Source organism: Coleofasciculus sp. C1-SOL-03 (assembly GCF_040220555.1).
Lineage (GTDB): Bacteria > Cyanobacteriota > Cyanobacteriia > Cyanobacteriales > Coleofasciculaceae > Coleofasciculus.
Genome location: NZ_JAVJUO010000031.1, coordinates 1 through 13,029 on the forward strand (window position 1 = coordinate 1; position 13,029 = coordinate 13,029).

The 13,029-nt window shown below is 47.9% G+C and carries 15 protein-coding genes; 8 read left to right on the forward strand and 7 right to left on the reverse strand.

The genetic code is table 11. The features are described from left to right. Positions 1-164 precede the first annotated feature (164 nt). Positions 165-1,385 carry an RNA-guided endonuclease TnpB family protein gene (locus tag RIE73_RS05085; protein WP_446400161.1) on the forward strand — a complete coding sequence of 407 codons (1,221 nt, stop codon included), beginning with the start codon at positions 165-167 and terminating at the stop codon, positions 1,383-1,385. Between the two features lie 122 nt (positions 1,386-1,507). Next, positions 1,508-1,786, forward strand: a complete 279-nt coding sequence (locus RIE73_RS05090; RefSeq protein ID WP_446400162.1) for a DUF2442 domain-containing protein — start codon at positions 1,508-1,510, stop codon at positions 1,784-1,786. A gap of 563 nt (positions 1,787-2,349) precedes the next feature. On the opposite strand, the gene RIE73_RS05095 is transcribed toward RIE73_RS05090, so the two are convergent. The 4 genes from RIE73_RS05095 to RIE73_RS05110 form a co-directional block, all read right to left on the reverse strand. After that, entirely contained in the window at positions 2,350-2,577 is a 228-nt protein-coding gene (locus RIE73_RS05095) for a hypothetical protein (protein ID WP_446400163.1), read from the reverse strand. Between the two features lie 3 nt (positions 2,578-2,580). Then, entirely contained in the window at positions 2,581-3,054 is a 474-nt protein-coding gene (locus RIE73_RS05100) for a type II toxin-antitoxin system VapC family toxin (RefSeq protein ID WP_446400164.1), read from the reverse strand. Between the two features lie 602 nt (positions 3,055-3,656). Further along, the gene (locus RIE73_RS05105; RefSeq protein ID WP_446400165.1) at positions 3,657-4,064 is read right to left on the reverse strand and encodes a PIN domain-containing protein; all 408 of its coding nucleotides are present in this window, start codon (positions 4,062-4,064) and stop codon (positions 3,657-3,659) included. Further along, positions 4,051-4,293, reverse strand: a complete 243-nt coding sequence (locus RIE73_RS05110) for an antitoxin family protein (RefSeq protein ID WP_446400166.1) — start codon at positions 4,291-4,293, stop codon at positions 4,051-4,053. Before RIE73_RS05110 ends, RIE73_RS05105 begins: the two co-directional genes overlap by 14 nt. A gap of 66 nt (positions 4,294-4,359) precedes the next feature. On the opposite strand from RIE73_RS05110, the gene RIE73_RS05115 reads away from it, so the two are divergent. Then, entirely contained in the window at positions 4,360-4,488 is a 129-nt protein-coding gene (locus RIE73_RS05115) for a hypothetical protein (RefSeq protein WP_446400167.1), read from the forward strand. A 476-nt stretch (positions 4,489-4,964) separates the two neighbouring features. Here the strand turns inward: RIE73_RS05115 and RIE73_RS05120 are convergent, their stop codons facing one another. The 3 genes from RIE73_RS05120 to RIE73_RS05130 are packed head-to-tail and all read right to left on the reverse strand — an operon-like array spanning position 4,965 to position 6,225. Beyond that, positions 4,965-5,612 carry a GIY-YIG nuclease family protein gene (locus RIE73_RS05120; protein ID WP_446400168.1) on the reverse strand — a complete coding sequence of 216 codons (648 nt, stop codon included), beginning with the start codon at positions 5,610-5,612 and terminating at the stop codon, positions 4,965-4,967. 11 nt (positions 5,613-5,623) lie between these two features. Beyond that, positions 5,624-5,992: a type II toxin-antitoxin system PemK/MazF family toxin gene (locus tag RIE73_RS05125; protein WP_446400169.1), complete on the reverse strand. Its 369-nt coding sequence runs from the start codon at positions 5,990-5,992 to the stop codon at positions 5,624-5,626. Further along, positions 5,989-6,225 (reverse strand): hypothetical protein, encoded by a 237-nt coding sequence (locus RIE73_RS05130; RefSeq protein ID WP_446400170.1) that lies wholly within the window; start codon positions 6,223-6,225, stop codon positions 5,989-5,991. The genes RIE73_RS05125 and RIE73_RS05130 overlap by 4 nt, the downstream gene beginning before the upstream one ends. 250 nt (positions 6,226-6,475) lie before the next feature. On the opposite strand from RIE73_RS05130, the gene RIE73_RS05135 reads away from it, so the two are divergent. The 5 genes from RIE73_RS05135 (at position 6,476) to RIE73_RS05155 (ending at position 12,825) form a co-directional block, all read left to right on the forward strand. Continuing rightward, positions 6,476-7,222 carry a metallophosphoesterase gene (locus tag RIE73_RS05135; RefSeq protein WP_446400171.1) on the forward strand — a complete coding sequence of 249 codons (747 nt, stop codon included), beginning with the start codon at positions 6,476-6,478 and terminating at the stop codon, positions 7,220-7,222. Positions 7,223-7,557: 335 nt separating this feature from the next. Continuing rightward, positions 7,558-9,387, forward strand: a complete 1,830-nt coding sequence (locus tag RIE73_RS05140) for a TonB family protein (RefSeq protein ID WP_446400172.1) — start codon at positions 7,558-7,560, stop codon at positions 9,385-9,387. 106 nt (positions 9,388-9,493) lie between these two features. Next, positions 9,494-10,525 (forward strand): MORN repeat-containing protein, encoded by a 1,032-nt coding sequence (locus tag RIE73_RS05145; RefSeq protein ID WP_446400173.1) that lies wholly within the window; start codon positions 9,494-9,496, stop codon positions 10,523-10,525. 222 nt (positions 10,526-10,747) lie between these two features. Next, positions 10,748-11,782 carry a FecCD family ABC transporter permease gene (locus tag RIE73_RS05150; RefSeq protein WP_446400174.1) on the forward strand — a complete coding sequence of 345 codons (1,035 nt, stop codon included), beginning with the start codon at positions 10,748-10,750 and terminating at the stop codon, positions 11,780-11,782. Then, positions 11,779-12,825, forward strand: a complete 1,047-nt coding sequence (locus tag RIE73_RS05155) for a FecCD family ABC transporter permease (protein ID WP_446400175.1) — start codon at positions 11,779-11,781, stop codon at positions 12,823-12,825. Before RIE73_RS05150 ends, RIE73_RS05155 begins: the two co-directional genes overlap by 4 nt. Positions 12,826-13,029 lie beyond the last annotated feature (204 nt).

Consider the following 13,029-nt stretch of genomic DNA (forward strand, 5'->3'; position numbering starts at 1 on the left):
TTTTAACTGACGAGGGGTTTGGGGAGCTATAAGTCTCACGCCATAATCTTTGACGCAAGCGTCGAGATGCCTTCACTCCCCAAGTCTATTTTGGGGTTCGATACACCCAAAATAGACATTTACTGTAACTTGTTCTTTGCAGTAATATAGGTTATAATTAATGCATGATAACTCTAAATTACACCTATCGAATTTATCCTGATGCTCTCCAAGTCAAATCACTGAATGAGTGGCTCGAAACTTGTCGAGGTGTTTATAATTACGCTCTTAGAGAGCTAAAGGACTGGATCGCTTCAAGGAAGTGTGCCATAGATAGGTGTAGCTTAGACTCAGAGTACATAATAAGCGTTGACGATCCTTTTCCTGGATATCAGCAACAACAGAATAACTTACCCAAAGCTAAAAAAGATTACCCAAGACTAAAGGCAGTACCCGCTCAGGTATTACAGACAACTGTTAGGCGGTTACATGACGCTTGGGACTTTTTTCAGAAGCGGGGTTATGGGTTTCCAAGGTTCAAAAAGTATGGGCAGATGAAGTCGGTACTTTTCCCTCAATTCAAGGTAAATCCCATAACTGGATGGCAGATTAAACTACCCAAACTAGGAAATGTTCAAATCAATCTACATCGACCAATCCCCGATGGGTTTGTAGTCAAGCAGGTCAGGGTGATCAAAAAAGCCGTGGGTTGGTTTGCAGTCATAAGCATTCAATCTGACATCTCTATCCCAGATGCCGTCCCACACGGTCACTTTATTGGGGTAGATGTCGGGCTAAATAGTTATTTGGCTACCAGTGATGGCTTCATAGAGCCTGGACGCAAGTTTTTCAAGGATATGCACCGTAGGCTCTTAGTGCTGCAACGCAGGTTATCCAAGAAGCAAAAGCGTTCTTTGAACTATGAAAAAGCCAGACTCAAAGTAGCTGCGATTGCTCAAAAGGCTCAAAATCAACCAACAGTCATTACGGGTTTTCATCGAAATGGGACATGGAATATCCCCGGTGGGAATAGCTATGTAGCCAAATTATTAAAAGATGCTGGAGCTAACTATTTTGGAGCAGATAATGCTGAGAGTGGCAGTATTCCCCTGAGTTTTGAAGCGGTGTACGATCGCGCCCTCAATGCCCAAGTTTGGCTCAATGGCAGTCAGGATTGGACAAGATTACAGGATGTGGCGAGTACAGATGAACGCTACACAAAACTTTCTGCCTTTCAATCCGGGCGCGTGTTTAATAACAATGCGCGGGTGAATGAATTTGGGGGAAATGATTACTGGCAAAGTGGTACGATTAGCCCCCATCTGGTTTTGTCGGACTTAGTGAAAATCCTGCATCCAGAACTGTTGCCCAAACATCAACTAATTTATTATCAGCCCCTAAAATAATGAGTTTGCGAAAACTGGCTGCTCGAAATTCTCGGCTGTGGATATTGGGTTCAGTGCAAAAGAGTTGCGGAAGTTGCAGGTAACGGTGCAAGATAATCAAGAGGTTTTATTGGAGGCTTGGAATGGGTATTTTGGCGATTCAGGCGGACGAGAGAGTTAAGAATGTTTTGTTTACTGAGGAAACAATCAGCGTCGATCTAATGGATGGGCGGACGATTACTGTACCTCTAGTCTGGTATCCAAAACTCCTCAATGCTCTGCCTGAACAACGAATGAAGTGGGAAATGTGTGGTGGTGGTTACGGCATCCACTGGGAGGAAATAGATGAAGATTTGAGTACAGAGGGTATGTTGAGGGGATCGCCTGCTCCAAAAGCTTCGCTCTTGGCTCATCAAAAGTGAACATAAACTGTATTTGGAACTGTATTTGGGCATAGGGATGATGAGTTTTGAGGGGATTGCAAGCCATCATAGATTTGACCTCGTTTCAACGATCGCGCTTTTGGTCGGCGTTACCAGAAGAAAGCAAAGCTGGGTTTCCTATCGTAAACCCAGCCTAAAACAATCAGCAATTTCGCTAAAAGTTAAGCTTACTAAGCTGAGCGACGGCGTTTGAGACAAGCAAGTCCACCACCCGGCTCACTAATGGTAAACTCAATTTCGGTTGTCGGTTCCAACGATAGTTAAGTCGCTGCGTTCTAGATTTTAGCATATAGTACAAGTCAACGATTCAAGAGAGGTTGTAGATGGACTAGAAGGATTTACCATAGCCTAGAACTGCGTTCCAACTTTGTCGCCTCAATCTTAGCGTAAATATTGCGGAGTGGTTTTGTCCAAGGAATGCGATCGCATGTGGGTAAAAATTATAGCCCAACCGAGCAAAAGCATTGTGCGAAAAGAATTGGCATGGGTGAAATGGCTCTTCCTACGTACAAGGGTTCAATAGGCTTGTGATGATTTAACGGCTAAGTTGAGCGGCGGCTAATATCTTTTGCTTCCCCACCAAGATCTCTCGTCCGTCGGCTCCAACGTGTTGTTAGACCGGGTTTACGCGATAAGGTTACGACCTCTCTGCCGCTTTCTTCTTGCTTTCTACGTAGGTCTGCAAATATTGCATTCAAATCGTAGTTAAAAGATTTGGCATATTCTTCGCGAATACGATGAATTTCTTCAACAATTTCATCTTTCCACATAGCCTAATCTCCCATCAGTTCGTTTGGTGTACAGAGAACTGGAAGCACATAGCCACAATCGAGACTAATTTCTGCCAATTTCCCTTGAATTTGAGCATTTGCAATATGCCTACAGTTCCACGTTAGCAGGTAATCCATACCGTGTATGGTAGCAGCGGCGATGTGAATCGCGTCCACCTTTGCCTTTGGAGGAAGGCTACTTCGGGCGAGAAATTGTGCGGCTAAGTCTTGCACTGCTTGATTCAATGCCAGCAAGGGGAAATCACGCAGAATCTCCAGTCGTTGAGCGGCGATTTCCGCATCTCCTTGTGCCACTTCGTCTAGAACAGCCTCCGAAGTGTAAAGGATGAAGGCATTTCGACGAGATTCCCACCAATCTTTTGTGATCTCCATATTTGCAGCTAGAATGAGGTCTTTGGTTGATCTGGCTGTGAGGTATCCCAAGATACTGGTCTCGATGTAGACGGTTTCACTCATTTGGAATAGGTTTAGAATCTTTCCATTTTACGCCCCTCTGGCTCAGAGGCTATGTTAGACCGCAATTGTTTGGCTCCAGTTGCGATTTATATTTCAAAACCTCCTCGCTCCTTAGCTAGTTCAATTAGATGTTGCGTGTGATGAATGAATTAATCCTTTACTGTAGATCCACCCCGGCATAGCAGGCTCTACAGCAGGGAGTAGTGTGTATTCGCCCAAAATTGGAGAGATGCACGAGCTTTCGTTCGGCATATGTCAACATTCCTCAACCCAACCTACGCTCCGAAGAGCGATCGCACTTACCCTTAAATACCGTCACTGCACTTGACGGGGTACCGATTGTCCCGATCGTTATTTTGCGAAAATAGTGGAGTGGTTTTGTCCAAGGAGTGCGTGAGCTTGTGGGGAAAAATGATGGTTCAACCGAGCCAAAGCCAGGGTGCCAGCAGAATTGGCATGGGTGAAAGGGCTCTTCCTACGTACAAGGGTTCAATAGGCTTGTGATGATTTAACGGCTAAGTTGAGCGGCTGCTAGTAACCTTTGCATCACAACCAAGATCTCTCGCCCGTCCGCTCCAGCGCGTTGTTATGCTGCGACGGGTTTAGGGATTTTTGAAAGGATTGATAATTTTTAATCCATCAATGTCTGAATAGCCAAAGTCCTCTGTGTAGAGAGTTTCGACGTTTGCTTCCAAACAAGCAGCAACCACCATCGAATCCCAATGAGACAAACTAAAACGGCTCATCAAGTCCTCGGCACGATTAATCACAGCCCAAGTTGGCAAAGCTGTGTACCAAACCTGTTGCAAATCTCGAATGTACTGATAGGCTTGCGCTCTGTCATACCCCAATGGCTCAAGTTTGCGGCTTGCCGCCAAATATTCGCAGGCAACCTGCCAAATTAAAACCCCCTCTGTCAGATTAGTTACTAGAGAAGTTGCAATTGCCTGCTTACCAGGATCACGCGAATCATTGACGTAAATTAAAACATTTGTGTCAACAGCGTTCATGCAACATATCTCTTGTAAACTGGGGAGCATTCGAGGGAATGGGGTTTTGTTGCATTCGCTCAACAAGCAGCCTTAAAAAATTCTGCCTAGCTGCAATATCGGTAATCTTTGGAGGAATGACTTTAGGTGATTTTACAAAAAGCTCGACCTCAGCGCCTTCAGGCAAATCGCAAGCTGTTTGAAGGATGAATGTACCACTATGATAAATTGCTTTCAAGGCTTGGGGCATGGGGAAAGCTCCATCATGATAAGCTAGTTAGCTAGCTTACAGTCTAAACTATGTAGGACAAACTCTGTGACGACAGAGTACGCACTATTTCGAGATAGCTTCCAAGCGATCGCGAACCCCATCCATAACTTTGCGGTTGCCCCTCCTCAAGGGACTAAGCAGCATAACAATTTATTGTACAGAGTAATTCTGTAGCTCCGCCCGTATTAGGTGAATGAAATAATTCTTTACTGTAGCTCCACCCCTGCATAGCCGGATCTACAGCAGGGAGTAGTGTGTATTCGCCCAAAATTGGAGAGAGGCACGAGCTTTGTTCCGCATATGTCAACATTCCTCAACCCAACCTACGCTCCGAAGAGCGATCGCGCTTACCCTTAAATACCGTCACTGCACTTGACGGGGTACCGATTGTCCTGAGGGTCATTTGGCGAAAATAGCGGAGTGGTTTTAGTTGTGCAAGGTGTGCGCGAGCATGTGGAGAAAATTATGGCCCAACCAAGCCAAAGCATTGTGCCAGCAGAATTGGCATGGGTGAAAGGGCTCTTCCTACGTACAAGGGTTCAATAGGCTTGTGATGATTTAACGTTTCGGGTCAGCGGCTGCAAGTAACCTTTACCACCAAAATCTCTCAACAGTCAGCTCCAGTCGGGTTGTTATGCCGCCGCTACTTGTCACAACTGGTTGATGTACCCTAGAAGACTTGGTTCAGCCTTGAACCACTCTCCAGCCAATCTAATTTCATTGAACTGTTTATGCAGTGATTTTTCTAGTTCATGAGCTTCTTTTCTTCCTTCAACTTGCACTGATTTGATTAGCCTTAACTTAGCTGGACTAGATGTTTGAAGTGCGTTCATCCTTTTTGTTAAATCTTTTGCCCGACCTATTTTGATCGCATTGCTATCTTCGTTGAGAATAAAGTAAATGAAATGGGCTTGATGAGCTAGCTTATCACCGTCAATGGAATGTGTTCTATTGCCTGGAGTAATGAGCTTAGCATTTGGACATGCCCAAGTCTTGCACCATGCACATATTGCTTGAATTGTTAGAGATTTTTGTGCTCTTATCGTAACAAGCTCTCCATCAAGGTTCAGTGTGAATCTCTTCGCGCCAGCTTTACCTATAGATGGAAGATTCCCACTGTTGGGAAGCTTGAATCGCTCAGATGGAAATTTACAAAATTTTGTGTAAGTGTCCGGATATCCAGTAGGAATACCAAACCTCTTACTGTCCTCCGTTGTGACTTCTATCCATCCCCAGCCCTTGTAGGGGTCATTTGGATCTCTATCAACATAGATAGTGTACCAGTAGGTTCTACTCATAACTCCTGTAGCTAACACGACTGATTTGTACGCGCAATTTCAAAGCACTGCCTTACCAAAAATATCAACAGAGCAATTGTTTCAGCACTCAGTTGACCTAATCTCCGAATTAACCGAGCTTTATCCAGTACTCGAATTTGAAAACATAATGCAACTGAATTCTGTGATAACCCACCATCTCCCTGCTGGATCGACATACAAATTGGTAATGAAGCGCGACGATGGTTCGTAGTTAAGGGGATAGCAATAGTTGTTGTTGAGAACCGAGAGACGATATCATTTTGAAAAATGATGACAGGACGAACGCCTGCTTGCTCAGAACCCCGAGTAGGATCGAGGTTTGCTAACCAAACCTCCCCTCGTTTAAGCGGGTCGGTCATTGCCGATCTTCCCGAGCAAGCATCACTGCATAATCACCAATTCCAGCTTCAGCAAGAGAACGGTCTTCTTCTGCAAATTCAGTTGCGAGGGGAGCCAATTGAACGGGATCGAGAGCGATACGGCGGCGTTTATCTCGAAATTTCAAAAAAGCGATGAAGTCAGCAACTTGTTGAAGTTGCTCGGCGGTGAGTCGATCGAGATCTTGCTTAAGAGCTTCGCTAGTGACTGCCATACTAACACAAAAGATTTTTAAGCTGTTGCTCTATTGTAGACAATCGGCTTCCATTATATATATAGCGTTTCCGCTCTGAGACGTAAACGGGAATGAGAGAAGGTTGATGGTTCGCTGTTTTAACTCTAGATTATCAGGAGACTCTTTAAAAAAAATGCCTAAAACTGGGAACGTTGGATAGCTCAATCCCCACCTCATCCTGGTGGAGTTGAGCGCCATTCTCAACGCTGCACACCGAAAAGCGAAATTGATGCCCATATCCATTACCATCGCTCAACTCACTGATACCCACCTCTGCTGCCATCCTGACGCTGAACTGCGCGGCTGTCGTCCTTGGCACAGACTCAAAGCTGTGATGCAGCGTGTCGCTCAAGTCAAGCCAGATTATCTCCTGCTGACAGGAGACATTGCCGATACGGGTTCACCCTCTGCCTATCAACAATTAATTGACCTGATTAGCCCTCTGCAAATTCCCACCTACTGGCTTTCCGGCAACCACGATTGCCCGTCGGTAATGGCAGAAGCTCTTGTTCATCCCCTTTTCCATGCACCGCCAGCCGTAACTTTGGGAGATTGGCAATTGGTGTTATTGAATTCAACCTTACCTACTGCTCGTTTTGGGGAAGGGGAAATATCTCAACATTCCTTGCAAAGTCTAGCAAAAATTCTCGAAATCGAACGTCCCACCCTAATTGCTCTGCATCATCACCCCTTACCCTTTGGCATTGATTGGCTCGATCAGATGCAAGTTCAAAATGCCGATGAACTCCTTGCCTTGATTGATCGCGCCTCCCAAGTACAAGCCGTAGTATTTGGTCATATTCACACCACGTTTCACCAACAACGGGGCAATACTCATTTTTACGGCTGTCCTTCCACTTGTTTGCAGTTAGATTTACCTCAAGCTATGCCCAAGGACAAGCAACCGGGTTTTCGCTTGCTCCACTTGCATCCCGATGGCACGCACCAGACTGAAATTTATCGCGTTGTGGTATGACGTTCAACGGGTTTCCCTTCAAAAAATCGGGAGAATAAATATAGAGGTTGATAAATTATCCCTATCTAAAGACGTTTTCACAACTTAATGAATATTATTCGCTAGAGAGCTGATCAAGTATTCCCAGCTCCCAGACGTACCCTGTTACGTCTCTACAAGCTCCCAGACATAGCAGGCTAAGTTTATACAAGCTTACCCAGCTCAAGTATTTCCGCTTCGCCGCGCTGCCTCCAGTTATTTTTCTTGACAATGACCGCTTGACCATTTTATTATCGTCTGACGTTTAATGACAGTAATACGCAATAATTGGGAGCGGTTAATAAGGTGTGTAGCGTATGAGCCTATCGAGCTTCTGTATAGAGCAGCACAAAAAGGAACAAGAGGCTCTCAAAAAGTTTCTCATCTATAGCTTTGCTGGGAGTGCGGTGCTGCATATAGTGCTGGCTCTTGGCGCAAGCTGGGCTTGGGAAGCAAGACCAGAACTTGCCGAAGAGCCGATTGAAATCATACTTGTGGAGGAACCTGAAGTCCCTAAACCAGAAGAACAACCTCTAAAAGAGACTCCAAAGCCAAAACCAAAGGCAGTTGAAACCCCAACTCCACCGCAACCGACCAAAACCCAGATACCAGAGCCAATTAAACCGCAGCAACGGGCTGACGCTTTACCTCAAAAACCCGTCCAGCAACCCGTACCTGCTCTACCAGCCACACCTCAAAAACCCGTAACGCCACCTGCACCCACCTCAGTAGAGCCACCCACTGAACCGACAAGGGAACGCAGCCCCGTTACACCTCCCTCAGAACCCGTTCGTGAACCCTCAGAACCTGCTCCCCTATCACCTCCTGAACCCGTAGCCATTAATAATTCAGCACCGCCACGCCCAGACACCAATTCCCAACCGCTTCAGACTGACTCAGACGTAGAACAACTGAGAGAACGCTTAAGCGAACCAACGACGACAGAATCAGCCGCGCCCACTAATGATGACACCTCCGATGCCAACCCTACATCACCAGGCGCCGTGGCAACCAATCCCTCCGCCCCCCCACGACCCACAGGAATTCCTGGATTATTGTCCGATGCCTCAAAGATTACTAGGCAAATCAGAGAGCGCTTAGGCGGTAGCTCTTCAGAATCGACATCTCCAAGTGCTGAAGACTCAATGGCTGACCCTGGCTCGCCAGGAGCAGTGGCAACCAATCCCTCAGCCCCTACGCGACCCAGTGGTCGTTCCCAACCCCTTCCCGGCTCCGCCTCGGGTTCGGAGCAATTGAGACAGAGCTTGGGCGGTAGCCGTTCTGCCGAACGAGCTTCATCAAGTGAGGGCGACTCAATGGCTGACCCTAGCTCACCAGGCGCCGTGGCAACCAATCCCTCAGCACCCACGCGACCCGCAGGCAACTCTGAGTCACTCCCCGTTTCCTCATCAGCAGGTTGCGTGGCGACAAGCAAGCCGGAATTTCCATCATCACTCGCCAATGAAGATATCGAAGCGAGACCCGTTGTCGAATTAATCGTCGATGGAAGCGGTAAGGTAATCGAGTCGAAGCTTGTGGAACCCAGCCCCTATCCTGCTATTAATCAAGCAGCCCTTGAAACCGTAACCAGTGTGAGTTGCCCCGCACAAGGAAGCCGCCGTCGAGTACGAATGGGAATTAGTTTTGCTCAGGAGGGAACTGACTTTGAACGGGAAGCCCGTCAACGCGCCGAACAGCTAGAACGGGAGCGCCGAGAACGGGAACGTCAGGCGCAGCTAGAACGGGAACGTCGAGAACGGGAACGTCAAGAGCAACTCGAACAGGAACGTCTAGAACAAGAGCGTCAAGAGCAACTCGAACAGGAACGTCTAGAACAAGAACGTCAAGAACAACTCGAACAGGAACGTCTAGAACAAGAACGTCAAGAACAACTTGAACAGGAGCGTCTAGAACAAGAACGTCAAGAACAACTTGAACGGGAACGTCAAGAACGGGAACGTCAAGAGCAACTCGAACAGGAACGCCAAGAACAGGAACGTCAAGAGCAACTTGAACGCGAACGCCAAGAACAGGAACGTCAAGAACAACTCGAACAGGAACGTCTAGAACAAGAGCGTCAAGAACAACTTGAACGCGAACGCCAAGAACAGGTGGAAGAAGTACCCCCTCCTGAACCTACAGAGTAAGACAATGCCAGATGCAATCCCTAAAACTAACTCAACAATTAGCCCCATCTATTTTAATCAAGGAGGTATTTGTCTAATGCTTCGTACAATCGGACGATTCGGAATAATGTTACTTATTGCCTCAAGCGTAGATATTGCCAGCCATGTTATCAATCCCTTGATCGCAGTAGCAGGTGTCGTCACTTTACCCGATGGGGGTCGTTGTGAAGGGGCAATGAGCAACGGTAATCTCAACGGTGAAGTCGTCTGTGAATACGCGAATGGCGATCGCTATGAAGGAAACTTTGTCGATGGTAACAAGAAAGGTCAAGGCATCTACACCTTTGCTGATGGCGGTCGTTATGAAGGTGAGTTTAGCAACGACCAACCCAATGGCGAAGGTGTCCGGGTGTACGAAAATGGCGATCGCTACGAAGGGGAGTTTAAGGATGGTCAGCCTAACGGTACGGGAACCTACATTAGCGCCGATGGCGGTCGCTATGAGGGACAGTTTACGGATGGCAATCCCAGCGGTACGGGAGCCTTTATTTTAGCCAATGGCGATCGCTGTGAAGGGGAAATTCAAGACACTAACCTCAATGGTATGGGGGTGTGCGACTATGCCAATGGCGATCGCTATGAAGGTGAACTGAGTGATGGTAAGGCGAACGGTCAAGGAGTCTACACCTTCTCTGAGGGGGGGCGCTATGAAGGAACGTTTAGCAATGGTCAGTTCAGTGGCAAAGGGGTTCGGGACTATCCTAATGGCAATCGCTACGAAGGGGAATTTAGTAATGGCAAACCCGAGGGTCAAGGCGTGTACGTCTTCGCTAATGGAAACCGCTACGAAGGTCAATTTAGTAACGGTCAATTTAACGGCGAAGGTGTTTTCACCGACGCCAATGGTAATCGTTACAAAGGCGAGTTTAGTAACGGTAAGTTTAACGGCACGGGAATTTATACGTTTGCGAATGGCGATCGCTGCGAAGGACAGTTCAGTGAGGGTCAGTTAAACGGCAAAGCTGTCTGTAACTATGCCAGTGGGGATAGCTTTGAAGGAGAATTCCGCAATGGACAAAGGCAGGGAGAAGGTGTCTATATTTTCGCTGACGGAACCCGTGTGGAGGGAAATTGGGAAAATGGGGAAATGAAAAATTAGTTTTCTTTTTAAGGGAATGGGGAGTTCTAAGAAGATGTTTCTTGAAGTATCCGATCCCCCCTACCCCCCTTAAAAAGGGGGGAAATGACCAAGGAAAGTCCCCCTTAAAAAGGGGAATTTAGGGGGATCTCCACTAGGTAATAGTGTCAAAGACAACTTTTCAGACATCCTCTAAAACCTTTCCATTTGCAATTGGAATCATTGATTGAGGTAAAGAAGCGATTGGCAAGCGAGAGTGCTACGGTAAGAGGGAAAAGTAGGGGGCGATCGCGCCTCTTACTCCCCGTTGGTTTGTCACTGAGTCTGTTGATTCTGTTCGTCAGCTTGGTGGCAAGCATTACCAGTGGTGTCGCAGATATTTCGATTAGCACTGTCTATGCCGCTTTAACCGACTTTGATGGCTCTACCGACCACCTGATTATCCGCACAGTCAGATTGCCGCGATCGCTGATTGCCATGCTAGTGGGTGCTGCCCTTGGGGTGGCAGGTGCCCTGATGCAGGGATTAACTCGCAATCCTTTAGCGTCGCCAGGAATTTTGGGAGTTAATGCGGGTGCGGCAATGGCAGTCGTCATCGCTGTTTTCCGCTTCGGCTCATCTTCCCTGAGTGTCTATGCCTGGTGTGCCTTTGGGGGGGCAGGTGTTACGGCAATCACCGTCTATTTGCTCGGATCTCTGGGTCGAGGGGGACTGACTCCACTCAACCTGACGATTGCGGGTGCGGCATTGACTGCCTTACTATCCTCACTCACCACTGCTATCCTCATCCTGAGTCAACAAACCCTGGATGAAATCCGCTTCTGGTTAGCTGGATCGGTGGCGGGTCGGGATTTCACCTTGTTCTTACAAGTGCTGCCTTACATCGGCATTGGATTAGCGATCGCGTTTGCCTTAGGGAAACAAATGACCACCCTAACCCTTGGTGACGATGTGGCTAAAAGCTTGGGTCAACAAACCCTATGGGTGAAACTAACCGCCGCCGTGAGTGTGGTTTTGCTGGCAGGGAGCGCTGTCGCGGCAGCTGGTCCGATTGGATTTATTGGTCTGGTTGTTCCCCACATCGTCCGCTTCTTAGTGGGCGTTGATTATCGCTGGATTTTGCCTTATTCTGCCATTTTTGGTGCCATCCTACTCCTGGTCGCTGATATCACTGCCAGGGTGTTGATTAGTCCTCAAGAACTGCCCGTGGGAGTCATGACTGCTTTAGTGGGCGCTCCGTTCTTCATTTATCTGGCGCGGTTCAAGGTGAAACGGTGAGAAAAAACTGGCTAGTTATTCGTCCTCGACTGTTGCCGATATCGTTCCGTATAGAACGGCGCGTACCAACCGTACTACTTGTATTGGTTTTGGTGACTCTCGCGGCGATCGTGATCAATGTGGGACAAGGGGAATATCCCATTCCACCATTGGCTGTTTTAAAAACGATTGTGGGGTTGCCGACGGCTAACCCCGACTATGCCTTTATTGTGAATGTGCTGCGGTTGCCCAGAACGTTAGTCGCCTTTGGGGTAGGAGTGGGATTAGCTATCTCTGGGACGATTCTGCAAGGACTGACACGCAATCCCTTAGCCGATCCCGGCATCATTGGCGTGAATGCGGGTGCGAGTTTAGCGGCTGTCAGTTTAATCGTTTTAGTTCCAGAGGTGCCGCTGTTTGCCCTCCCTTTGTCTGCCTTTGCTGGGGCGTTAGTTGTTGCCATCTTTATCTACCTTCTGGCTTGGGATCAGGGCAGTTCTCCCATCCGGTTAATTCTCGTCGGTGTCGGGATAGCCGCTATCCTAGGAGCTTTGACGAATTTAATGGTCACATTTGGGGAAATTAATAGTGTCAGTCAGGCATTGGTTTGGCTGGCGGGAAGTGTCTACGGGCGGAGTTGGCAGCATGTCGGGGCATTATTCCCTTGGCTGGCGGTGTTTGTCCCCCTGTCGTTGGCGCTTTCGATGCCACTGAATGCTCTCTCCCTGGGAGATGACCTTGCCAGAGGACTGGGGGCGCGAGTGGAGTGGCAGCGGGGTTTGTTATTGCTCATGAGTGCGGCAATGGCGGGTGCGGCTGTGGCTGTGGCGGGTACGATTGGCTTTGTGGGATTGATGGCACCGCACTTGGGACGTCAGTTGGTTGGACCCAATCACGAAGGGTTAATGCCAACAGCAGCACTGATGGGTGGACTAATTATTGTGCTGGCTGATTGGTTGGCACGGGTACTCTTTGCGCCCATCGAGTTGCCCTGTGGTGCGATTACCGCCGCTGTCGGTGCCCCTTATTTTCTCTATCTGCTGGTTCGCAACCGCAAGCGATGACATTTAGGGGTTGCTGAATAAGTGTTGTGGTGAGGGGGAGCGGGGGAAGCGGGGGAAGCCAATGTAGAGACGTGCCATGGCACGTCTGGAAGCTGGGGGAGCTTACAGGTGTAGGTTTTTTATTTTAGGGTTGGGACAAGACAAGGAGGACAAGGATGGAAAGAAGACAAGGGGGAAAAACCGTACAAAATTAGGTTCGGTCAA